This is a genomic window from Antrihabitans auranticaus (assembly GCF_016481275.1).
Taxonomy (GTDB): domain Bacteria; phylum Actinomycetota; class Actinomycetes; order Mycobacteriales; family Mycobacteriaceae; genus Antrihabitans.
Genome location: NZ_JAEMNW010000013.1, coordinates 58,845 through 81,462 on the forward strand (window position 1 = coordinate 58,845; position 22,618 = coordinate 81,462).

Genomic DNA, 22,618 nt, shown 5'->3' on the forward strand with positions numbered 1-22,618 from the left:
GACCCCAAAAGGAGTGCGACTCGGGAAACCCCGTCGCGTCGCCCCCCCGAACAGGTGGTTGTCGTGCTGACGTCTCGGGCGATGGTCGGCCAACCACCTGCTCGGCCACGTGCCCCCGGGCCAGTCCCGCACGGACACCCCGAGCCCACCGTCAGCCGCACCCCCTCTCGGGAACCGCACCCCGACTTGCCGACCGACACGCCGACACCGACCCTAAAAGGAGTGCGACTCGGGAAAGCCCGCCGCCAACTGCGGCAGGTGGACGCGAAACCACCTAACAACGAAAACAGCCCCGGAGAGAATCTCTCCGGGGCTGTCCTACCTAGTAGCGGGGACAGGATTTGAACCTGCGACCTCTGGGTTATGAGCCCAGCGAGCTACCGAGCTGCTCCACCCCGCGTCGGGTAAACCCAACGTTACAGGGCGGTGGATCAGGAACGCAAATCGCCTGGACAACACCAGCTTTCGTTCCGCTCACGGCGTAATCGGTGTGACCGGCGCCACAATATGCCCGTGACGCCCCACACATAACGAACCAATAACAACTCACCATCATTCGATTGCGATCGGGCACTTGACCTGCGCTTTCAATTCGCGCTCTACCCAAAACATTCTGTTTCAAACTATTGTTATCGTTACGTTATCTAACTTGTTTTTCAGTTATGTTCTTTCCGGCCCGGAAAACCTGTTCGAAGGGCCCAGCCCGACCCGCAGCTGTCAGACCCTTGCCCCGCGGGCCGGGAAACCCCGACCCAATCCAGGGGGCAAGGACACGGCATTCGATACGCCGGACCGGTAGACCACCGAGTTTCACAACACTCAGAGGTTTCAACGCTCCGAGCTACGCCGTGTAGATCAGCAGGAGAGGACTTCATTCTTATGTTCGCCACTCGCAAGATCAGCACCCGCGCGCTCCGCTTCACCCTCGTTGCAGGAGCCCTCGTTGCGCTTCCTGTCGGTCTTGCAGCAGCGCCGGCGTCGGCCGCCAGCCACAACTGGGACGGCGTCGCGCAGTGCGAGAGCGGCGGCAACTGGGCCATCAACACTGGAAACGGGTACTACGGCGGTCTGCAGTTCTCCGAGAGCACCTGGGCCGCCAACGGTGGTTCGGGCTCGGCGTCCAACGCCAGCAAGGAAGAGCAGATCCGGGTTGCCGAGAACGTGCTCGCCACCCAGGGTGTCGGCGCGTGGCCGCACTGTGGCGCATACCTGACGACCATCGAAGACGCCCCGGCGCCCGAGCAGGTTCCGGCCCAGCCCGCACCTGCGGACGTCCTGGGCGACGCCGCCAAGCAGCTCGGCCTCGAAGGCCAGTACCGCCAGATGCTCGTCGACAACGATGTTGCGTTGCACCTGACCGGAGCCTGACCCCACACGCACAAAGGCGCTGCCGTCATCGACGGCAGCGCCTTTGTTTGTTTCCTGGCGTCAGTTTCCTTGCACGCTCTGATAACCCTTCACCGCGGTATCGAGAGCTGACAGCGCCCTGCCGTATCGCTCGAAATCACCGGATTGCTGCGCCGCCCGCACCTCGGCGACCGCTTGATCGAGCTTGGTGACCGCATCCCGCTGGGCTTGCGTGAACGTGCCGGTGTTGCCATCGGACGGCGGCGGCGTACCCGTGTCAGGTGGCGGTGGCGTCACCTGCCCCTGATTGGGGTCCGTCGATCCGTTCGTACCCGGCGTCGATTGAGTCGGGTCGGTCGTCACCGCATCGGCGTTGATACCGGCCTGTTTGAGCGCCTCCGCGATCGTCGGCGCGTAACCGATCTTCCCGTTGAAGAAGACGAGCACACGGAACAGCTTCGGGAATGCCGTCGGCTGATTCTTGGCCTGCGCGTACAGCGGTTCGACGTACAGCAGACCGTCCTTGCCGACCGGCAGGGTCAATAGGTTGCCGTACTTGAAGTCCGTGGATTGCTCGAACAAGGTTCTGTCCGGGGCGATCTTGTCCGACGACACCAACTGGTCGTAGACCTGCTTGGGACCGAACGTCTGGACGTTCGTAGGCAACTGTTTGACCGTGATCTTGCCGTACGTGTCAGGATCCGAGCTCGCCGAGACGAACGCGCTCAGGAACTGACTTCGCAGACCCAGCAACACGCTGGTCAGCTGGAACGACGCCTTGCCGGTGTCCTGCGGAGCCGACGCGACGACGTAGTACGGCGGCTGGCTCAGCCCGCGCGTGTTCGTCGGAATCGTCGGATCGCTCGGGACCTCCCAGAAATCGTTGCTCTGGAAGAACGTCAGCGGATCGTCGACGTGGTACTTCGAGAGCAGCAAGCGCTGGACCTTGAACAGATCCTCGGGGTACCGGAAGTGGGCCTTCAGGTTCTCCGGAATCTGGTCCTTCGGCACGACCGTGTCCGGGAAGACACCCATCCACGCCTTCAACACCGGGTCGCTTTCGTCTTGCTGATACAGCGTGACGGTGCCGTCATAGGCGTCGACAGTCGCCTTCACCGAGTTCCGGATGTAGGAGACTTCCTTCTTCGCCTGCGTCCGCGTGTCACTGCCTGTGGTCTCGAGCGCATCGCTCGTCGCATCGTCGAGCGACATCCGCTGGGCGTACGGGAAGTGGTCGAGCGTCGTATAGCCGTCGACCATCCACTTGATACGACCGTCGATAACAGCCGGATACACCTTGGAGTCGGTCGTCAACCAGGGTGCTGCCTTCTGCACGCGGTCGCGGGGGTCCCTGTTGAACAGGATCTTCGATTCGTCGCCGATCTCCGACGAGAGCAGAATGTTGCGCTCGCCGTACTTGATCGAGAAGGCAAGCCGGTTGAACCAGTTGCCGATCGGGACGCCGCCCTCACCGTCGTAGGTCGTCGACACACCGTCCTCGTCGTACTCGACCGGCGGCTTGCCGTTCGCGCCGACGATCGCGTAATCGGGGTCGGCCTGGGCGATCAGTTCGCCGTAGTAGATGCGCGGCTGCGTCACCTGAATCGGCGAATCCTTGTACTCGGGCTTCTTGATGTTCGCGAGGTCGTTGACCGAGTACTGCGGCAACCCGCCTCGCGTACTGCCCGCATCCTGGGCAACCTCGTCGACCTTGTTCGCGGGTGCGGCGATGAAGCCGTTGCCGTGCGTGTAGCGCGTGTGCTTGTTGATCCAGTCGCGCTGGCCGACGTCGAGTTGGTTCGGCCGCAGTTCCCGAGCCGCCACGACGAAGTCGAGCAACTTACCGTCGACTGTGTAGCGGTCCATCGCGAGTACATCCGGGAAGCCGTAGAAGTTCTTGAGCTTCTGCTGTTCCCGGAACGTCGGCGAAATCAGGTTGGGATCGAGCAGGCGAACGTTGGACAGGGTCGCCGCATCCCGCGAGATCGCTTCTATGTCCGGGTTCGCACTACCCCAGTTCTGCTCGTAGGTGACCGTCTCGTTCGTGATCCCGTAGGCCTGCCGCGTGGCTTCGATGTTGCGCGCGATGTACTCGCGCTCCTTGGCGGACGCGTTCGGCTTGACCGAGAACTGCTCCATGACGAGCGGAAAGACAGCACCGACCAGAATCGACGACAGCACGAGCAGCGCAGTTGCGAGCGCGGGAACGCGCAAATCGCGCATGAAGATGCCCGCGAAGAACGCGACCGCACAGATGGCGGCGATCGACAGCAGAATCAGCTTGGCCGGTAGCACCGCGTTGATGTCGGTGTAGCTGGCGCCCGTGAACGTCGGCTCTTTGCGATCACTCGACAACAGTGCGTACCGGTCGAACCAGTAGGCGATCGCCTTCAGCAGCACGAACGTGCCGGCAAGGATCGCGAGCTGAATCCGCGCGGACCGTGTCAGGGCACCTTCACGGCCGGTCAGCCGCAGCCCGCCGAAGATGTAGTGCGTCACCAGGTTTGCGAAGAAGGCGATCACAACGGCGACGAACAGCCAGTTCAGGACCATGCGGTAGAACGGGAGGTCGAACGCGTAGAACCCGATGTCCAGGCCGAACTGCGGGTCGTTGACGCCGAACTCGCCGCCGTGCATAAACATCTGGACGGTGACCCAGTTCGATTGCGCGACAAGGCCGGACAACAGGCCGAGCAAGATCGGGATACCGAGCCCGAAGAGCCGCAACCGCGACATGACCGTCGTGCGGTAGCGCGCTATCGGGTCGTTCGGTCCGGCGACCGGAACGAACACGGGTCGCGTCCGATACGCCAGAAGCAGTGCGGCGAAGACGATTCCGCCGACCACCAGCGAGACGACCAAGAACAAGATCAGCCGGGTCACGAGCACTTTGACGTACACGCTGCGATAGCCGACCTCGCCGAACCACAACCAGTTCGTATAGGTGTCGACCACGCGCGGACCGATCAGAAGAAGCGCTCCGAGAACCAACGCCACCAGCAGCAAAATCCGGCTACGTTTCGACAGCGACGGTAAACCGGCGGGAGCCCGCATGCCCACGTGCCACACTCCAAGGTGTTTCGGCGACGGCTCGCGTCGCATCCATTTCTTGCCCGGCCATGCCGATGGCTGACCGTTTCGCCCCACTCTACGTAACAACCGCGGAGTGGGGTCGGGCGCGCAGTGCAGCGGATGCGAGGATGCTGCCGTGACGGAATTCGGACTGACCGAGGAAGCTCTGGCGCGCTGTGTTCGTGACATCGCCGACCATGTCGACGCCCGCGGCTGGGGTCACCCGCCGCAGATGTTCGCCCTCGTGCCGACTGCCGCGCTGGCGGCTGCCGAACCAGCGCTGCTCGACCAACTCGAAGACGGCTCCGAGTTGACTCCGATCGAGCAGGAAGCGTTTCCCGACGACATCGAAGGCGGCTCCCGCGCGCTCGACGAATTTCTTGCGACGACGACGTGGCCGCCGGCGGTTTCGGGCTGCGCGCTGGTTCAGGAAATCGTCGTGCTGCCGCCCGAGGCCGAAACCGACCTGGACGAAGCACTGGGGCCCCTGCTCGCCGACCGTGACGCTGCCGACGACGCCGCGAGGGCCGCGGCCGAGAACCATCCGAAACGACGCGCCGGTCGCCTTTTCGCGGCGGTGCTACGCGATGGCTCTTCGCTCTGCCTGCTGCAACTCAAGCCCGAGGACGAGGACGACCCGTACACCGACCTCGAGTTGCTCACCTACCCGGACCTGGCCCCGAACATCGTCGAAGCACTCCTCTCGACGCTCGAGTCCGAGGAATAGGTCAGCAGGTAGGAGCCTCGCCCCCTGCGCGAATCGATTCCAATGACGACACCGCGTCGTCGACCTTCTCGACCTTGACCAGTCGCAAACCGTCCGGCTTGCGCTGCTTGGCCTCCTGGCAGTTCTCCGCCGGCACCAGGAATGTCTCCGCGCCTGCCTCACGCGCGGCGAGCATCTTGTAGGGGATCCCCCCGATCGGCCCGACCTGACCGCAGGCGTCGATCGTGCCGGTCCCGGCCACGAACTTCCCGCCGCTGAGCTCGCCGGGGCTCAGCTTGTCGATGACCGCGAGGCTGAACATCAGGCCCGCAGACGGACCGCCGATGTCGGGGAGATCGAAGTCGACCGTGAAATCGACCTTCGGCTCCTCGTTCGAGCCGATCCCGAGGTAGCCCTTCTTGTCATCGTCCGGCCGCGCGCCCAGCGGGATGTCGACGGTGGATTCGACGCCGTCACGCGTGTAGCGAATCACGGCCGTCGAGCGCGGCCCGGCCGACGAAACTGCTTGCTGCACTGCGCAAGCCGACGTCACGTCGGTCTCGTTGATGCTGATGAGGACGTCGTCTTCGCGCAACGCGTCCTTGGCGGGTCCGTCGGGCGAAACTGTGCCGATCGACACGTCGAACGGGTACTTCAAGTAGTGCAGGGCGGCGACTTCGGCGCTGTCCTCGGACTCCTGGAAGTCCGCCTGGTTGCCTTTTTCGATCTCTTCCCGCGACTTCTCGGGCGGGAAGACCTCGGCGCGCGGGACCAGCCCCTGCCTGCCGCTGGCCCACATACCGAGTGCTTCGAAGATCGTCAGCCCGTCGCGGACGGTCACCGTGGTCATGTTCAGGTTGCCCGTGGTCGTATCGAGCTGGGCTCCCGGACCCATGATCGCGACTACGGGATCGCCCTTGTCGTTGTCGCCGAGGGTGTTGACGGTCGGGCCCGGGCCCAGCGCGACGAACGGCACCTCGACAGTGCTGCCGAGCACGGCGAGCGCTATCACCGGAACCAGGGCCGCGAGCAGGGTGAGCATCCGTCGATTCACCCGGCAAGACTATCGACATGTTCGCAGTCAGCGTGATCACACCTGGGTCGATGCACTCCACCGCCTAGTACGGTTGGTGTCATGAGTGATTACCCGTTCGGCTTCTCGAACGCCGGCGACGACCCGGATCGCGACAAGGATCAGCGCGGCTCCTCGGGGTCCGGCGGCAAGGGATCGGGCGATCCTTTCGGCTTCGGCATGGAGGGCTTCGATCCCGCCGCACTGGGCCAGATGCTGACTCAATTCGGTCAGATGCTCAGCAATATGGGCACGAATGTCGCCGGCGGCGGATCGGGTGGACCGGTCAACTACGACGTCGCCAAGCAGTTGGCACGCCAGCAACTCGGTACCCAGAAGCCGGTTACAGCCGGGACCGAGAAAGCTGTCACGGACGCGGCCCATCTGGCCGAACTGTGGCTCGACGGCGCAACGTCGCTACCCGCTGGTGCGTCGAAGACCGTCGCGTGGACCCCCGGCGACTGGATCGACGGCACCATCGATACCTGGAAGCGGCTGTGTGACCCTGTCGCGCAACAGATTTCAGGAATGTGGACCTCGAGCCTGCCACCCGAGGCGCAGCAGATCGCGGGACCGATGATCGGGATGCTCGGTCAGATGGGCGGGCTCGCCTTCGGTTCGCAGCTTGGCCAGGCGCTCGGCCAGCTCGCCAAAGAGGTTCTGACCTCGACCGAGATCGGGCTTCCGCTCGGACCGTCCGGTACCGCCGCGCTCATGCCCGCGGCGATCGCGTCGTTCAGCGAAGGCCTCGAGCAGCCCGAACAGGAAATCCTCGTCTTCCTTGCTGCACGCGAGGCCGCGCACCAGCGGCTGTTCCAGCACGTGCCCTGGCTCCGGCAGCGCGTCCTCGGCACGGTCGAGGACTACGCGCGCGGAATTCGGATGGATTTCTCCGCGATCGAGCAGGCGGCATCCGGCATCGATCCGAGCGCGCTGATGGATCCGTCGAAGATCGAGGAAATTCTGCAGCAGGGCGCCTTCGAGCCGCAGACGACTCCAGAGCAGAAGCAGGCACTCGAACGCCTCGAGGCACTCATCGCGCTCATCGAGGGCTGGGTCGAGACGGTTGTCACCGACGCGCTCGGCGAACGCCTGCCCGGCGCGGCTGCGCTGAGCGAAACCCTGCGGCGCAGGCGAGGCACCGGCGGACCCGCAGAGCAGACGTTCGCCACGCTCGTCGGTCTCGAATTGCGGCCGCGGAAGCTGCGCGAAGCTGCGAGCCTGTGGCGCAAGCTGACGGAGCAGGCCGGCTCGGATCGACGCGACGAATTGTGGGCGCACCCGGACCTGATCCCGGACTCCGCGGACCTCGACAATCCGACGGCGTTCGTCGACCGTTTCCTGCACGGCGGCGGCACCGACTTCGACGATCCGATCGCTCAGCTCGAAGAAACCGAAGCTCGCGAACGGGAAGAGAAGGGCAAGTCCGAGGAGAGCTGACGCCCGGCTGTGGATAACTTCCAGGGCTGTGGATAAGGGAATCGGATCGACGCCCATTTCCTTGCATACTCGCGGACATGCCGTTACCGACAGCTCGTCGCACGTCGCATCTACTGCTGGATCCGCGGATTGCGCTGCTCGTCCGGCGCAGCGGATCCGTGCAACTCGGCTGGGACCCCGAGACGGCTGTTCTACTCACTCCCCCGCGCGGCGTCACCGCAGCGAACCTTGCGGCGCTGTTGCAATTGCTCGACGGGACCCGGTCCAGGCCACAACTGACGTGGCGAGCTGCCGAGTACGGCATCGAGGCGGTCGACGTTTCGGCGATTCTCGACGAACTTCTCGCGGCGGGGCTCCTCTCGGAGGCCGATGAGCGTCCACGTGCGCCGCGCGCAATCCGGATACATGGCCGCGGACCGCTGGCCGACGCCATCGCGACAGGACTGGGCAGAACCGGTGTCCGCGTGTCGCGGTCTACGGCGCGCGGAATCGACGACGTTACGCGCTGGCAGGTCGATTTCGTCGTCCTGACCGACGATCTGATCGCCGACCCCCGCCTTGCGGTCGACCTCGTAGCGGCGGGCATCCCGCACCTGCAAGTTCGGATCAGAGACGGGAAGGGCGTCGTCGGTCCTATGGTGCTGCCCGGCCAGACGAGCTGCCTGCGCTGCGCGGATCTCACACGCTGCGGCTACGACGACGAATGGCCCTTGGTCGCAGCACAATTGCTCGGTCGCGTCGGGCAGGCAAGCCCCGCGGCAATACTCGCAACGGCTGCCGTCGCGCTCGGTCAGCTCGAAGCAGTCGCATCCGGACGGTTCACGCCGGCGCCGGCGAGTTTGGACGCAACACTCGAAATCGACCTCGACACCCACACCTGCGGAATCCGATCCTGGGAGCGGCACAGTCTGTGCGAATGCTGGCAAGATCAACAACTAGTTAGCCGATAACGTGAAATTCAGCCATGATGGTCGGGTGTCCGACATTCCACGCAAAGGCGCGGCGCGAACGCGGAAGCTCGCCAGTATCCCCCTCGGCATGGCCGGTCGGGCAGCCGTCGGCTACGGCAGAAAGCTCGCCGGCGGCAACAAAGGCGAGATCAACGCGCAGCTGAGCCAAAAGGCAGCCGACCAACTTTTCAGCGTCCTCGGCGAACTCAAGGGCGGCGCTATGAAGTTCGGCCAGGCGCTGAGCGTCATGGAAGCCGCCATACCCGACGAGTACGCGGAGCCCTATCGCGAAGCGCTGACAAAGCTGCAAGCCGAGGCACCGCCGATGCCTGCCGCTACGATGCACCTCGTTCTGGACCAGCAACTGGGCACGAAGTGGCGCGAACGGTTCGCATCCTTCGACGACAAGCCGACGGCATCCGCCAGTATCGGGCAGGTGCACCGCGCGGTGTGGTCGGATGGCCGCGACGTCGCCGTGAAGGTCCAGTACCCCGGTGCAGACGAGGCATTGCGCGCCGACCTCAAGACGCTGGCACGCTTCGCGAACATGATGGCCACGATCGTTCCGGGCACAGACGTCAAGCCGGTGCTGGCTGAACTCAACGAACGCATGGAAGAAGAACTCGACTATCGGATCGAAGCGAACAACCAGCGCCGGTTCGCGAAGGAATTCGAGGGCGATCCAGATTTCGCGATTCCGAGGGTGGTCGCAAGTTCTCCGAAAGTCGTTGTTACAGAATGGATGACGGCGAAACCACTTCGTGAGATCATCAAGCACGGTACCCGAGAGGAGCGGAACCACATCGGGCGGCTCTTCGCGCTGTTCGCATTCTCCTCACCGGCACGCGTTGGTTCGCTGCACTGTGATCCACACCCCGGCAACTTCATGGTTCTCGACGATGGGCGCCTGGGCATAATCGACTTCGGCGCATGCGCGCCGCTGCCGGACGGGTTGCCGATTGCCCTCGGCCGGATGGTGCGTCTCGCCTCGGAAGAACGATTCGACGAATTGATAGACCTCTTGCAGAAAAACAAGTTCGTGCTGGCGGGCCGTACTGTCACCGAGCGCGAAATCGACGAGTATCTCCGGCCGTTCACCGACCCGATCAAGAGCGAGTCTTTCCACTTCACCCGTTCCTGGTTGCAACGAGTAGCGGGCACCGCGGCAGATTTCAACAGCTCCCAGTTCAAGACAGCGCGTTCGCTGAACTTGCCACCCGAGTATCTGATGATCTTTCGCGTGCTTCTCGGCGGGGTAGGCATCGCCACACAGCTCGATGCGGAGGCCGACTACATGCGGATTCTGTCGGAATGGCTGCCCGGCTTTACGGAACCGGGCGAGCGGGCCCTACACACCTCGGTGTAGAGCCCGCCCGCGTTTGCGCTTTACGCCACCTTGCGGGGGCGACCACGCGGGCGCTTGCGCGCGATGACGACACCCCGGTCGAAGATCTCTCCACCCCACACACCCCACGGCTCTGCGCGATCGAGAGCAGCAGCGAGGCAGGACTTCTGAATCGGGCACGCTGCGCACAACGCCTTCGCCTGGTCGAGCTGTGCGGGGCTTTCCGCGAACCAGAGGTCCGGGTCGGCGACACGGCACGGCAACTCGTCCAACCGGGGTGCGGGCATTGCGGCAGATGCATCGACGACCGTGTAATCGCTTGTGGCGACACGGCTTTCGATCTCGACTCGGCATGTCATCCAGCTTGTCGCGGTAGACACGTCGTTCTCCTTTGCTCTCATGCGTCGGTTCTTGGTTGTGTTCGTTCTGTCTCGAGAACCGGTGCCGATGCCTGGAGCTTGGATATCCAAGAAGAAGGCCACGGTTCGCGATTGCGATCCGTGGCCGAAGAAATTGCGCTGAGTTCGTCTACCGAAGCGGACTTCGGAACGTACTCCTGGTCACGGATGCGCTGGTTGCGTAGCGGGGGAATGCGTGCATGACTGCTGCTGCATCATTTGCGCCGCGAAGTCGTGCTGCTGCCGGCTGCTTTGCCCAAATCGATACGGATTCGGCAGAACGCAGAGCGGTCCCCTGGGCGGCGAGAATGACATGCTGCGTCGTCCCACGAGAGACGGCGGACGTCGTCGCATTGCATGCGAAGATCTTCACTCTGGCCACCTCCTCCGGATGGGTAGTCGTTCCACTTGTCCTGCGCACAGGGAACTGGTCCCCGGTGCGTGTCATTCAGAGTAAGCAATGCCCCCGACATTGCACAACCTATTTTTGACCTGCGGTTTTGTTGTCTCTAACTCATTTGGCTACGAACCAGCGACAGCACGTCGGAGCCGAACCGCTCCAACTTCTTCGCGCCGATGCCCGGAATCGCCACCAGCGCACGATCATCGGTCGGCTGCTGCTCGGCGATCGCGGTCAACGTGTTGTCGGTGAACACAACAAATGCGGGCACGTTCAGTTCGCGCGACTTGTCCAGCCGCCACTTCTTGAGGTTGTCCAGCAACTCGATGTCGACGTTGGAAGGACAGGCCTCGCACCGGCCGAGCATTGTCGCCGTACTGCCCAGCAACTGCTTACCGCAGACCCTGCACCGCGGCCGCTTCTTCTGCTGGGCGGCCGGAGCCGCGATCCGTGAGGCGGGCGAATCGTCGGGTACCAGGCCAGCCAGGAACCGCGACCTGCGACGCGACTTGCGTCCGCCCTGACTACGAGCGAGCGCCCAGGAGAGCTCGAGATGTTCGCGCGCCCGCGTGACACCGACATAGAGCAATCGGCGCTCTTCCTCCAGGTCGGCCTCGTCGGTCGCGGCGCCGTTGTCACCGAGCACATGGGCGATCGGCAAGGTGCCGTCGCACAGGCCGACCAGGAAGACAGCCGTCCATTCGAGGCCCTTCGCGGCGTGCAGGGACGCGAGCGTCACGCCCTGCACCGACGGTGGGTGCCGCGCTTCGGCTCGCACCGCCAACTCGCGCAGCAGAGCAGGCAGGTCCAGCAACTCGTCGTGTTCGACCAACTCTTCGGTGAGGGCAACGAGCGCGGTCAACGACGTCCACCGCTCCCGCGCCTGCGCACCGCTGGGCTCCGCGGCCGTCAGCCCCAGCGGTGCCAGCGAAGCCCGCACCAGCGTGACGAGACCCGGGCCGACGGCTTCGGCCGGCAGGTCGTCTCGGCCTGCTGCCTGCCGCAACGCCTGGACCGCCTGCCGCACCTCGGCGCGGGTGAAGAAGCCTTCTCCTCCGCGGATCTGGAACGGAATATCGAGCTCGGTGAGCGCCTGCTCGTGCACCTCGGACTGCGCGTTGATCCGGTACAGCACCGCGATCTCCGCCGCTGGGATGCCTTGCGCGATCAGCTTCTTGATTGCCCGGGCAACGCCCGCTGCTTCGGCGGGTTCGTCGTCGTACTCGACGAACGTCGGGTCCGGACCCGCCGCCCGCTGACCGATCAACTGCAGTCGCGTACCCGCGATCCGCCCGCGCGCAGCGCCGATAACGCGGTTGGCAAGCGAAACCACCTCTGGCGTCGATCGATAGTCACGCTCGAGCCGAACGACCGTCGCCTCCGGAAACCGCCGCGAGAAGTCGAGCAGGTACTTGGGCGTAGCTCCGGTGAACGAGTAGATCGTCTGATTCGCATCACCGACGACAGTGAGATCGTCTCGGTCACCGAGCCACGCGTTCAGCACACGCTGCTGTAACGGGGTGACGTCCTGATACTCGTCGACGACGAAGCACCGGTAGCGGTCGCGGAATTCGTCCGCCACGGACGGGTGGTCCTCCAGTGCCGCAGCTGTGGTGAGCAGGAGGTCGTCAAAATCGAGCAGCTGACCCGTGCTCGTGGTTTTCATCGTCTCGTAGCAGTCGTAGACGAGCGCCACCTTCGCTGCATCCGCGGGAATTTCGCGGCGCAACCGGGCGACCTCCTCGGCATAGTCCTCGGGCGCGATCAGCGACGCCTTGGCCCATTCGATCTCGCCCGCAAGATCACGGATGCTTTCGGTCGAGGTCGGCAGACCGACCCTGTTGGCTGCTTGCCCGACGATGCCGAACTTGCGATCGAGCAACTGCCATTCGATATTGCCGACGACCTGTGGCCAGAAATACCGCACCTGGCGCAGAGCCGCGGCGTGGAACGTCCGCGCCTGCACGGCTGCGGCGTTTCCCCCGATGCCGAGATCGCGCAACCGGGTGCGCATTTCTCCCGCTGCGCGCGCGGTGAACGTGACGGCAAGGACCTGACCTGCCGAAACATGGCCTGTGGACACCAGATTCGCGATCCGGTGGGTGATGGTTCGCGTCTTACCCGTGCCGGCGCCGGCGAGGACGCAGACCGGTCCGCGAGGCGCAAGGACAGCAGCGGACTGCTCCGGGTCGAGTCCGGGCACTGTCACGTCGGCTGGCATGCCGACCATCATTGCAGTCGGCACCGACAGCCGGACTGCGCCGTCCAGGACGCCCGCCGCAACAAGCAGAGCATCCCTGTGAGAGAAACGCGTCTTCGCACAGCTCCACGACGACGATCGCGCACGTGCGTCGAGCTGCCACGGGAGTAGTCGAACGATGGGGAACAGGATCGCGCAGTCGCGTGTTGTAGAACCCGTGACTGTGACTGAACCAGAGCTGACAACCCAGCCCGAGCTGACCATGTACTCCACCCCGTGGTGCGGGTACTGCCGTCGATTGAAGACGCAACTCGACGAAGCCGGCATCGGCTACGTCGAGGTCGACATCGAACAGGACCCGGCATCGGCCGATTTCGTCGGCAGCGTCAACGGCGGCAACCACGTCGTTCCGACGATCAAGTTCGCAGATGGCAGCACCGCGACGAATCCGTCGTTGGCCACGGTCAAGAAGGCACTCGCAGAACTGAACTAGTCGTGGGCCGCCCACGCGGACACGATTCCGCGGGCGATCGATATCGAGCCCGGTAAGAGCAGGCGCACGCCTGCGGCCGACGTCCAGTCGCCCGCGGCGAGCGCCTCTCGCACATCTGCCCGGGTGAACCAATGCGCCTCGGCGATCTCGCCATCGGTGAACTGCAGCGGCTGATCCGGATCCGCAACGGCCGAGAATCCGATCATCACCGATCGCGGGAACGGCCAGGGCTGACTGCCCAGGTAGCGGACAGACCGCACATCAAGCCCGACCTCTTCGCGGATCTCTCGCACAACGCACGTCTCGAGCGACTCGCCGGTCTCGACGAATCCGGCGAGGATCGAGAACATATTCGCAGGCCACGCATGCTGACGAGCCAGAAGGGCGCGATCACCGCCGTCGTGCACGAGGCAGATCACAGCTGGATCGCTCCGCGGAAACTCCTCGTGCCCGGTCGCTTCGCTGAATCGCGACCAGCCGCCGTTCGCGGATTTGGTGCGGCTGCCGTCGACGGCACTGAAGGTGGAATTCTTGTGCCAGTTGAGCAGGCCGACAGCTGTCGTGAGCATCCCGGCGTCGGTATCGCTCAACTGCGCGCCGACCATACGCAGGTCGGCAAGATTGCCGTCCAGCTCTTTCGTGTACAGCGCCCAGATGTGCCTACCGTTGTCGACACCCAGGAAAACTGCGCCTTCGACCGGCTCGCCGCCGGCGTCGGCGGCTGCGTCGAGCACCAGCCGGGAACCGTCGACCCGGGCCTGGCCGCCGCGCGTGATGCGCAGCAATCGGGCATCCGACCAGCCCTGTTTGAGGGCAGCACTGTCAGACCGCAGGTGTTCGGCGCGGTCCAAAGTAGAGCGAGAAAGCAGTGGAGTGTCGGTCAGCTCGAATTCGGCCACACAGCGAGCGTACTGACCGAACTATCAGCGACTCGTTCAGGCCGATACGCGACGGATGTACAACAGCTTGTCGCCTGACTCCACGGCGTCGACCTCGGGTTCGCCGACACGGACAAGGCGCCCCCCGCGGACCACGCCCAAGACGATGTCGCTGAGGTGTCGCGGCGAGCCGCCGACCTCCTGCGGCTCGACGTCGCGCTCGGCGATGGCGAACCCGGCCTCGGGCGTCAGCAGGTCTTCCATCATCTCGACGACGCTCGGGGTGGTCGTCGCGATACCGAGCAGGCGGCCGGCGGTTTCCGAGGAGACGACGACCGAGTCGGCACCCGATTGCCGAAGCAGGTGCTGATTCTCGGCTTCGCGGATCGCAACGACGATCTTGGACTTCGGCGACAACTCGCGCGCGGTGAGCGTGACGAGAACGGCGGTGTCGTCGCGGTTCGTAGCAACGATGATCGAAGTGGCATGCTGCGCGCCGCTGAGCCGAAGCACATCGGACTTCGTCGCGGAGCCGTGCACGGTGACCAGGCCCAAACCCGCCGCGGACTCGAGCATTGCCGCATCGGTATCGACGACGACGATGTCGCTCGGCGATACACCGTCGGCGAGCATCGCGTCGATCGCGGTGCGTCCCTTCGTTCCGTATCCGATGACCACGGTGTGATTGCGCACGCTGCGCCTCCATCGCTGAATTTTGAATGCCTGCCGCGACCGTTCGGTCAGAACGGCGAGCGTGGTGCCGACCAAGAGGATGAGGAAGAAGATCCGCAGCGGCGTGATGACGAGGATGTTGATCAGGCGCGCCGACGCGGTCAGCGGCGTGATGTCGCCGTAACCGGTGGTCGACAGCGAAACCGTTGTGTAATACAGGCAATCCAGGAACGACAGCTGGTTTTCCTGGCCGCCGTCACGGTAGCCGTCACGGTCGATGTAAACGATCGTGGCTGCCAGGAGCAGTACGAAGAACGCGACCGCGACTCGTCGGCTGATCGCGACCCACGGCGTAGTTGTGCCCTCGGGAATTCGGAGAATGCCCACCAAGGCGTGGTCGGGACGCTCGGTCAAGCGCTCTGGGCTGCGCAGCCTCAACTTACCGGCCATCGCGCCTCCTCAGGCAGCTGTCGATACCAACGGCTACTCGGCTGTTCACAGACATCGGCTGGCAGCTTAGTCCCGATTGTGACGCGAAGTGACCAGGCGCCTACTTTCGCTCAGCCGGGTGCGTCGGGCGCTCTCGGCTCGCACCGGGCATTGTGTAGTCATGTCCCTGCCTTCAGTTGTCCTTCCCGATCGCCGACCCAGCCAAGCCGCCGCGTATCGCATCGGCATCTTGCTGCTCGGAGCCGGAACGATGCATTTCGTCATTCCGAAGCAGTTCGATTCGATCGTTCCGCCTTCGCTGCCAGGTGAGGCACGGACGTACACCAACATTTCGGGTGTCGCCGAATTGGCAATCGGCGCAGGCGTCCTGGTCCCACGTACGCGACGTCTCGCAAGCGGATTGGCTGCCGTTCTCTTCCTGGCGGTTTTCCCCGCCAACGTCCAGATGACTGTCGATTGGTGGCGTAATTCGAAGATCCCGCTGCCGCTGAAGATCGGCGTCATGTTGCGTCTGCCGATGCAGTTACCGATGGTGACCGAGGCGTTGAAGGCACGGCGCAACGCCTAACTCTGCCCAGCGGATTCGATCAGCACGCGCAGCTGCTCGGCATCGAGCAGATCTGCCGGAGCGATGGTCCGGCCGGTCCGCACATAGTGGAATGCCGCGCGGACGCGCGACAGGATGCTGTCCTCCGGCTCTCCCGAGCGCGCAGATTCGAGTCTCGCCCACGCCAGCCGATAGACCGACAGCTGAACCGCGACCGATTTCTCTTCGGCAGGAGTCGGTTCCGCGCCGGTTTTCCAGTCGACGACCGTCCAACCGCCATCTCGTTCGGCGAAGACCGCGTCGATCCGCCCGCGCACGATCGTGCCGCCGACCGACGTTTCGAACGGCACCTCGACCTCCATCGGGCTGCGCTCCGACCAGGCCGATTCGAGGAACTTCGCTTTCAACCGGGCTAGCTCCGAGTCCGGGCTCGCGCCGGTATCGGCGGCGCCGGGCAGCTCGTCTAGATCGAGCAATCGCGTTGCACCGAAACGGCGTTCGACCCACGCGTGAAATGCCGTGCCTCGGCGCGCCAGCGGGTTGGGCGGATACGGGAGCGGACGGCGCAGGCGCTGGGCCAGCCGGTCCGGGTCGGCCTTCAGCTCGACGAGCTGGGTGACCGACAGCTGTTTGGGCAGAACGACGTCCACGTGCCGGTCCCCGTGTGCCGCACGCTCGGCGAGCAGGGCGTCGACATCGGCAGCCCAGTTGTCGAGGTCCTCCGGGTCGTCCGGCATATCGTCCGCATCCGCGCCACCGACCTCCAGCGCAGCCCGAACCGCGGCGGCTCCGGCGATGACGGCGGCACGCCTGTCTCCCAGCGGGTCGCGCGGCCAGGGCGCCGAAACAGGCGCGAGCGTGAGCGGATTCGCGCTGCCGGGCTCCGGTACTTCGTCCCAGCGGTCGATCGTCCCATTGCCGAACTCGCGAACGGCCCGCTCGAGCTCGAGGAGAAATTCCGACGGCCCCTTCGGACTCGAACCGGATTCGGCCCAGTGGTGACCCGAGACCAGAAGTACCCGTTCGGTTCTCGTCACCGCCACGTAGAACAGTCGGCGATCTTCCTCACCCTTGCGGCGTGCGAGGGCAGCTTTGTGCGACTTGACCGCGGCCTCGAGGTCTGGGCGGCTGTTCAGCGAGTCGAGGTCGAGAACCGGAACGCCGTCGGCACCCTCGCCGTCACCGGCCCTGTCGCCGCGCAGTGCGGGTGGCAGCTCGCCCAGCGCACCCAACCACGTTGCCGACGCGGTCGACGATGGGAACACACCTTGCACGACGTGGGGAACCGCGACGACCTCCCACTCGAGGCCCTTCGCCGAGTGCACCGTCAGTACCTGGACCCGGTCCGGTGCGACCTCCACTTCGCCTGGCTCCAAACCGTTCTCGATCTTCTCAGCAGCAGTGAGGAAGGCCAGCAACCCACCGAGATTCGCCGAACCGTCACTCGCATACCCGGAGACCACATCTGCAAACGCGTCGAGGTGCTCCCGTCCGGCACCGAAACCGCCTGCATTACTTCGTGACTGGGCTTCGATTCCGATTCCGGTGAGGCGCTCGACGTCGGCGACCAATTCGGTCAGCGGCTGCCCGATTCGCTCGCGCAGGCCTGCCAGTTCACTGGCAAGTGCGCCGATGCGTTCGTAGCCGGCAGCCGAATAGCGTTCCGCTGCACCGGGGTCGGCAATCGCGTCGACGAGCCCGGCTGCCTCGGACTGTTCGCCGGGAACCGCGCTCGCCAGTGCGCCCGTCAGGGCGCCGGCATCGGTCAGCGCGCCGCCGAAGACCGGGCGGCCGATCGACAGTTCGCGAGCGCGCCGGTACAGGGCGCGAATGTCGGCGATCCCGAGTTGCCAACGTGCGCCCGTCAGGACTCGGACCGCGGAGTTCCCGGCCGCGGGGTCGGCGATCATCCGCAGCATCGCGACGACGTCGGCGACTTCGGGAGTCTGCAGGAGTCCGCCCAGTCCGACGACCTCGACCGGGAGCCCCACCGCACGTAGCGCTTCGGCCAGTGGCGCCGAATCCGCGTTGCGCCTGACCAGGACCGCCGCAGTCGGCACGGGTCGGCCTGCCCCACGAGCAGCGGCGTACTCACCGGCGATTCGCTCCGCGATCCAGGCTCGTTCGGCCGCGACTGTGTCGGTGAGCGCCAAGCGCACGTCACCGTCCACCGCGTTGGGCCGGGCACGCAGCTGCGCCGCCTGAACACCCTTGTGGCGCAATGGTTCCGCTACGAGGTTGGCCAATGCGAGCGCTTCGGGCGGGTTGCGCCAGCTCGTCGACAGCTGCATGGTCCAGGCCGGTTTGCCAGCCGCACGCGGGAAGTCGGTCGCGAACCGCGGCAGGTTTGCCGCCGACGCACCGCGCCAACCGTAGATGGACTGCATGGGGTCCCCGACCGCGGTGACCGCCAGGCGCCGCTCCGTTCTGGCCCGCTTGTGACGGCTCTCGTACTCGCCGAACAGCGATCCCAGCAGCACTCGTTGCGCGTGGCCGGTGTCCTGGTACTCGTCGAGCAGGACGAGGCGGAATCGCGATCGTTCAGCCAGTCCTACCTCCGGGTGTTCTGCTGCGAGCCGAGCAGCCAAGGACATCTGACTGCCGAAATCCAGAGCACCACGCTTTGCGAGCGCGCTCGCGAGTTCGCGAACAAGCGGAAGCAGTTCCACGCGCTCGGTTTGCGTTTCGAGTATTCCCAGTAGATCTTTGGTCGGCCCGCCGCGTTGCCGCGGGCCCGCAGGAAGTGTGTGGATCAGCTTGTCCAACTCGGTGTGCGCCTGGCGCAGGTCGTCCGGTTCGACGAGGTGCTCGGCGAGTTGACCCGACAATGCAAGGACAGCTTCGGTGACACCGGCCGGACCGCGCTCGGTATCGAGATCGCCGTCCCACGCGCAGACGACGCGATAGGCCAGTTGCCACAGTTGCGTTTCGCTGAGCAGTGTCGCCGACGGTTCGATCGGCAACAACAGGCCGTGTTCGCCGAGTAGGCGGCCTGCATACGAATGATAGGTACTCACTTCCGGATTGCCCGCGACGATCGTAGAACGCAACTCACCCGAGGGGTCGATTGCACGGACCAGCGGCGATCCCGCAAGCCGCGCCAGTCTGGTGCGGATACGAGCGGTGAGCTGCTGCGCGGCTTTTCGGGTGAAGGTGAGACCGAGCACCTCGTCGGGCTCGACTTGCCTGTTCGCAACCATCCAGACCACGCGCGCGGCCATCGTCTCCGTCTTTCCTGCGCCTGCGCCCGCGATCACCAGCGTGGGACCGTGCGGCGCGGCGATGACGGCCTCTTGCTCAGCGGTCGGCCGGGGCAGGCCGAGGGCATCGGCGATTGCGGCGGGGCTGACGGGACTCATCCGTTGGTGACCTGTCTTCCGCTGTCTTGTGCCGGGCAACTCGCGGCGACCGGGCAATGCCTGCACCCGTCGTTCACGACGGCGAGGTAGTTCGGTCCGCGTGTCGCGGTCGCGGCGTCGTGAATCGTGTCGCGCCACTGCGCCAGGCCCTCTGCGTCGAGTGCGGACTGCATCCGTTGCGGCGCACCGTCTTTCTGGTGCGGCTTCGCGACGTACACGAGCCGGCCGCCGCCCGGCTCCGCTGCGGGCTCCCCCGAGATGCCGCCTTCGGCGGCAGCCACCTGGTAGGTCGCCAACTGCGCGTGGTGCGCCGCGTCCTGTTTTGTCGCCGGCGTCTTACCGGTCTTGACGTCGATGATGACCGGCCGCCCGTCGGGATCGTGCTCGAGGCGGTCGATTCGCCCACGGATGCGGACCGCTGGATCAGTCTCGTCCCGCGGTTCGAGTACACAGTCGACGTCGACCTCGGTACCCGCTTCGGTGAGTTCGAAACGTGAGTTCCGTAGCCACGCCTCGAAGTTGTCCAGCATGGCCGCGGTACGGCGCAGCTCCTGCCGCGAGTACCAGTCCGACCCCAGATCCAATGCCTCCCAGGCTTTCTCCATCGCCTGGCGGACCTCCTCCGGCGGGATGCGACCCGCAATGGCCTGGACGAGGGTGTGGACCAGCGTGCCGGTGACCGCCCGCAGGTTGTCGCCGTCGGTGCCGCCGTTGCGTTCGAGCGCCCAGCGCAGCGGGCACGCATTGAGCAGTTCGACCGTCGACGGCGACAGCGGTACCGGGCCGTCCGTCGGATTCCACAGCGGCGCATCGGTACTCGGAGCGGGAACGCCGTACCACTGATCCGGGTGCGCGAACCGAACACCGGCTTTCGCCAGTCGTGCAAGTTGTTTCACTGCACGGGCATGGCGCTGCGGGTCGGTCTCAGCAACCTCCGCATCACACACGACGGCACGCAACTGCGCAACCAACTCGGGCAGTGCGAGTAGCCGAGTATCCGCAGCAGGCTCGGGCACAACGAGAGCATCGTCGGATTCGTCTGTGACACCGAGCAATTCATCCATGAAACGCGAAGGCGTCAGGTCGCGATCCCCCGACGCCGAGTCGACGGCGGTGATCAGCAGGCTGCGACGCGCACGACTACAGGCGACCAGCAGCAATCGCCGCTCGTCGGCGAGCAGCGGCGCAGTGCGCGAAACCCGTTCGCCGACCGCAGTGCGGACACCCGACACGATCTCGAGGAGGGCGTCCGTTCCCAGCAGACTCCCCCGCGCGCGCAGACTCGGCCAGATCCCCTCTTGCACACCCGCAACGGCAACGACCTCCCATTCCCGCCCGGCGCTGGCGTGAGCGCTGAGAATGGTCACCGCGTCGGCACTGCCACCAGGCTTGCCCGCGCCACCGGGGATTTCCTGGCGCACAACATAATCGACAAAGCCATGAAGGTTCGCCCGCGGCAACCGGTCCACGTAGTTCGCGGCCGACTCGAACAGTGCGACGACCGCGTCGAGATCTCTGTCCGCCTGCGACCCAACCGAGCCGCCCCGCCGCGATGCGGCCGACCACTTGCGTTCCAGACCGCTCGACTGCCAGGCAAGCCACAACACGTCTTCGACGCCGTCGCCGCGTCCGCCTGCCGACCGCGCCCGACCGAGGACCTTGAGCACCCTGCGCAGCGGCGCTGCCTCGATGTCGGTGAGGTCGGTGAGCAGTTCCGCGACGTCGACAGCACCCGACATCGCCAGTCGCAACAGCTCGGTCGACTCGCGGTCGCCGCCGCGCTTCATCTCGATCCGCTTCAGACCACGCCGCAAGCGCCGCAACGCAACCGGATCTGCACCGCCGAGTGGGCTCGACAACAAGGCGATCGCATCGTCGCCCGAGAACTCGGCGCTCGTCGCCTGCAGAACGAGCAGGAGCCAGGCCGCACCGCGCTGGCGCGCGAGCGGAAGTTCCGACACCGCGGTGGTGACAGGAACGCCCGCCGCCGAAAGTGCCCTGCGCAGCGGTGCGTACGACAGCGGTACCGACCGGACGATCACGGCCATGTTCGACCACGGCACGCCGTCCTGCAGATGGGCCCGGCGCATAGTGTCCGCAATCAGCGCTGCCTCCTTCGCGACCGTCGCAAGGACTCGGACTGCCACGCTGCCGTCCGGCGCGCTCTCGGGCACCATCGGACCCCTGTGCCGCGAGAGTCCCGGCAACCGGGCAGCGAGTTTGGCTGCCACGTCGGCCAGCTCGGATGCGGCACGATAGTTGGTGGCCAACACGATTCGCTGCGGCGAGTCTCGATCCACGAGATCGGCAAGCATCGTCGGCTCGGCGCCCCGGAAGGTGAACACAGCCTGATCGGGGTCGCCCGCCAGGACTACCTGATCGGAACCGGTGCCGAGCACCCGGACCAGGCCGGCTGCCTGCGGATCGAGATGCTGCGCATCGTCGACCAGTAGATGCCGGATGCGGGCACGTTCGCGCGCCAGCAACTGGGCATCGCCTGCGAAAGCCGTCAGCGCAGCACCGACGAGCTCGGCGGCGCTCAACGCAGGTGCGGTGGCCTCCGGAGCTTCGATTCCGACCGACCAGCGCAGCAACGTCGCCTGTTCGTAGGCCAGGGCAAACTTGCCGGCCGCGACCCACTCCGGTCGCGAGTGCCGCCGGCCGAGCTTGACGAGATCCTCCGGACCGATCCCACGTTCCGCGCACCGCAGCATCAGGTTCCGCAGTTCCGCCGCGAAGCCCGCCATGCCGAGGGCCGGCCGCAACCGCTCGGGCCAGAGTTCGGCACCGTCGTCGATGTCGCCGCGCAACATTTCCCGCAGCGCAGCGTCTTGCTCCGCACTGGTCATCAGCCGCGGCGGCGGGTTGCCGTGCGCGGCCGCCTGGAGCCGCAACACGGCGAACGCGTAGGAGTGCACTGTCCGAACCAGCGGCTCGCGCGTAGCACCGGACCTCACGCGCCCGCTCGCGCTCTGCAGCCCAGCCGAAATCGCCTCGCGAATCTCCACGACCGCGCGCTTGTTCGCCGCGAGAACGAGGACCGACTCCGGATCCGAGCCGTCCGCGATGCGCTGCACGGCGAGGTCGACGAGCAGCGCCGTCTTGCCCGTGCCGGGTCCGCCGAGGACCTGCCACGGCTGCCAACCGGGCCCGCCTCGACCGGGCTCGAACAGCCGCCGTTCGTCCAGCGCCCAGACGCGTGGCGGCGCGGGAACGACGGTGCGGTGGACGAGTGGCATGTCAGGCATTCCAGCACGAGGGTCCGACAAGCACCCGAGGCACTCCAACT

General features: G+C 65.4%; 15 protein-coding genes and 1 tRNA gene. 7 read left to right on the top strand and 9 right to left on the bottom strand.

Annotated elements, in window-relative coordinates; all coding sequences use genetic code 11:
* Positions 1-326 precede the first annotated feature (326 nt).
* A tRNA-Met gene (locus JGU72_RS29260) sits at positions 327-400 on the bottom strand.
* A gap of 479 nt (positions 401-879) precedes the next feature.
* Between JGU72_RS29260 and JGU72_RS29265 the strand changes: the two genes are divergently transcribed.
* On the top strand, positions 880-1,368 hold the full coding sequence (locus JGU72_RS29265; protein WP_199687820.1) for a transglycosylase family protein: 489 nt from the start codon (positions 880-882) through the stop codon (positions 1,366-1,368).
* Between the two features lie 60 nt (positions 1,369-1,428).
* Here the strand turns inward: JGU72_RS29265 and JGU72_RS29270 are convergent, their stop codons facing one another.
* Positions 1,429-4,407: a UPF0182 family protein gene (locus tag JGU72_RS29270; RefSeq protein WP_199687821.1), complete on the bottom strand. Its 2,979-nt coding sequence runs from the start codon at positions 4,405-4,407 to the stop codon at positions 1,429-1,431.
* Between the two features lie 148 nt (positions 4,408-4,555).
* Between JGU72_RS29270 and JGU72_RS29275 the strand changes: the two genes are divergently transcribed.
* Entirely contained in the window at positions 4,556-5,146 is a 591-nt protein-coding gene (locus tag JGU72_RS29275) for a PPA1309 family protein (RefSeq protein ID WP_199687822.1), read from the top strand.
* A 1-nt stretch (position 5,147) separates the two neighbouring features.
* Here the strand turns inward: JGU72_RS29275 and JGU72_RS29280 are convergent, their stop codons facing one another.
* Complete coding sequence (locus JGU72_RS29280; protein ID WP_199687823.1) at positions 5,148-6,179, bottom strand: YlbL family protein; 1,032 nt, start codon at positions 6,177-6,179, stop codon at positions 5,148-5,150.
* A gap of 81 nt (positions 6,180-6,260) precedes the next feature.
* Between JGU72_RS29280 and JGU72_RS29285 the strand changes: the two genes are divergently transcribed.
* The 3 genes from JGU72_RS29285 (at position 6,261) to JGU72_RS29295 (ending at position 9,953) form a co-directional block, all read left to right on the top strand.
* The gene (locus tag JGU72_RS29285; RefSeq protein WP_199687824.1) at positions 6,261-7,637 is read left to right on the top strand and encodes a zinc-dependent metalloprotease; all 1,377 of its coding nucleotides are present in this window, start codon (positions 6,261-6,263) and stop codon (positions 7,635-7,637) included.
* Between the two features lie 77 nt (positions 7,638-7,714).
* The gene (locus tag JGU72_RS29290; protein WP_199687825.1) at positions 7,715-8,587 is read left to right on the top strand and encodes a hypothetical protein; all 873 of its coding nucleotides are present in this window, start codon (positions 7,715-7,717) and stop codon (positions 8,585-8,587) included.
* A gap of 25 nt (positions 8,588-8,612) precedes the next feature.
* A complete protein-coding gene (locus JGU72_RS29295) occupies positions 8,613-9,953 on the top strand; it encodes an ABC1 kinase family protein (protein ID WP_307828656.1) in 1,341 nt (446 codons plus the stop codon).
* Between the two features lie 20 nt (positions 9,954-9,973).
* On the opposite strand, the gene JGU72_RS29300 is transcribed toward JGU72_RS29295, so the two are convergent.
* Together JGU72_RS29300 and JGU72_RS29305 are read right to left on the bottom strand one after the other, a co-directional pair.
* Positions 9,974-10,219, bottom strand: coding sequence for a WhiB family transcriptional regulator (locus JGU72_RS29300; protein ID WP_233533208.1), 246 nt, complete (start codon positions 10,217-10,219; stop codon positions 9,974-9,976).
* A 620-nt stretch (positions 10,220-10,839) separates the two neighbouring features.
* Positions 10,840-12,963, bottom strand: coding sequence for an ATP-dependent DNA helicase UvrD2 (locus JGU72_RS29305; protein ID WP_199687826.1), 2,124 nt, complete (start codon positions 12,961-12,963; stop codon positions 10,840-10,842).
* Between the two features lie 229 nt (positions 12,964-13,192).
* Here JGU72_RS29305 and JGU72_RS29310 point away from each other — a divergent pair, with 229 nt between their 5' ends.
* Positions 13,193-13,423 carry a mycoredoxin gene (locus tag JGU72_RS29310; protein ID WP_233533209.1) on the top strand — a complete coding sequence of 77 codons (231 nt, stop codon included), beginning with the start codon at positions 13,193-13,195 and terminating at the stop codon, positions 13,421-13,423.
* On the opposite strand, the gene nudC is transcribed toward JGU72_RS29310, so the two are convergent.
* Together nudC and JGU72_RS29320 are read right to left on the bottom strand one after the other, a co-directional pair.
* Positions 13,420-14,322 (bottom strand): NAD(+) diphosphatase, encoded by a 903-nt coding sequence (nudC, locus tag JGU72_RS29315; RefSeq protein ID WP_199687828.1) that lies wholly within the window; start codon positions 14,320-14,322, stop codon positions 13,420-13,422. The genes JGU72_RS29310 and nudC overlap by 4 nt on opposite strands.
* A 36-nt stretch (positions 14,323-14,358) precedes the next feature.
* Positions 14,359-15,423 (bottom strand): potassium channel family protein, encoded by a 1,065-nt coding sequence (locus JGU72_RS29320; protein WP_199687829.1) that lies wholly within the window; start codon positions 15,421-15,423, stop codon positions 14,359-14,361.
* 160 nt (positions 15,424-15,583) lie between these two features.
* On the opposite strand from JGU72_RS29320, the gene JGU72_RS29325 reads away from it, so the two are divergent.
* On the top strand, positions 15,584-15,991 hold the full coding sequence (locus JGU72_RS29325) for a DoxX family protein (RefSeq protein WP_199687830.1): 408 nt from the start codon (positions 15,584-15,586) through the stop codon (positions 15,989-15,991).
* Here the strand turns inward: JGU72_RS29325 and JGU72_RS29330 are convergent.
* Positions 15,988-19,329, bottom strand: a complete 3,342-nt coding sequence (locus JGU72_RS29330) for an ATP-dependent helicase (RefSeq protein ID WP_199687831.1) — start codon at positions 19,327-19,329, stop codon at positions 15,988-15,990. The two genes, JGU72_RS29325 and JGU72_RS29330, sit on opposite strands and share 4 nt — an antisense overlap.
* A complete protein-coding gene (locus tag JGU72_RS29335) occupies positions 19,326-22,577 on the bottom strand; it encodes an ATP-dependent helicase (protein ID WP_233533195.1) in 3,252 nt (1,083 codons plus the stop codon). Before JGU72_RS29335 ends, JGU72_RS29330 begins: the two co-directional genes overlap by 4 nt.
* Positions 22,578-22,618 lie beyond the last annotated feature (41 nt).

Bases quoted from the DNA above. Each gene is read 5' to 3' on its own strand.
- JGU72_RS29265 (WP_199687820.1), top strand. From the start codon at position 880: ATGTTCGCCACTCGCAAGATCAGCACCCGCGCGCTCCGCTTCACCCTC.
- JGU72_RS29285 (WP_199687824.1), top strand. From the start codon at position 6,261: ATGAGTGATTACCCGTTCGGCTTCTCGAACGCCGGCGACGACCCGGAT.
- JGU72_RS29290 (WP_199687825.1), top strand. From the start codon at position 7,715: ATGCCGTTACCGACAGCTCGTCGCACGTCGCATCTACTGCTGGATCCG.
- JGU72_RS29300 (WP_233533208.1), bottom strand. From the start codon at position 10,219: ATGCCCGCACCCCGGTTGGACGAGTTGCCGTGCCGTGTCGCCGACCCG.
- JGU72_RS29305 (WP_199687826.1), bottom strand. From the start codon at position 12,963: ATGATGGTCGGCATGCCAGCCGACGTGACAGTGCCCGGACTCGACCCG.
- JGU72_RS29310 (WP_233533209.1), top strand. From the start codon at position 13,193: ATGTACTCCACCCCGTGGTGCGGGTACTGCCGTCGATTGAAGACGCAA.
- JGU72_RS29320 (WP_199687829.1), bottom strand. From the start codon at position 15,423: ATGGCCGGTAAGTTGAGGCTGCGCAGCCCAGAGCGCTTGACCGAGCGT.
- JGU72_RS29325 (WP_199687830.1), top strand. From the start codon at position 15,584: ATGTCCCTGCCTTCAGTTGTCCTTCCCGATCGCCGACCCAGCCAAGCC.
- JGU72_RS29330 (WP_199687831.1), bottom strand. From the start codon at position 19,329: ATGAGTCCCGTCAGCCCCGCCGCAATCGCCGATGCCCTCGGCCTGCCC.
- JGU72_RS29335 (WP_233533195.1), bottom strand. From the start codon at position 22,577: ATGCCTGACATGCCACTCGTCCACCGCACCGTCGTTCCCGCGCCGCCA.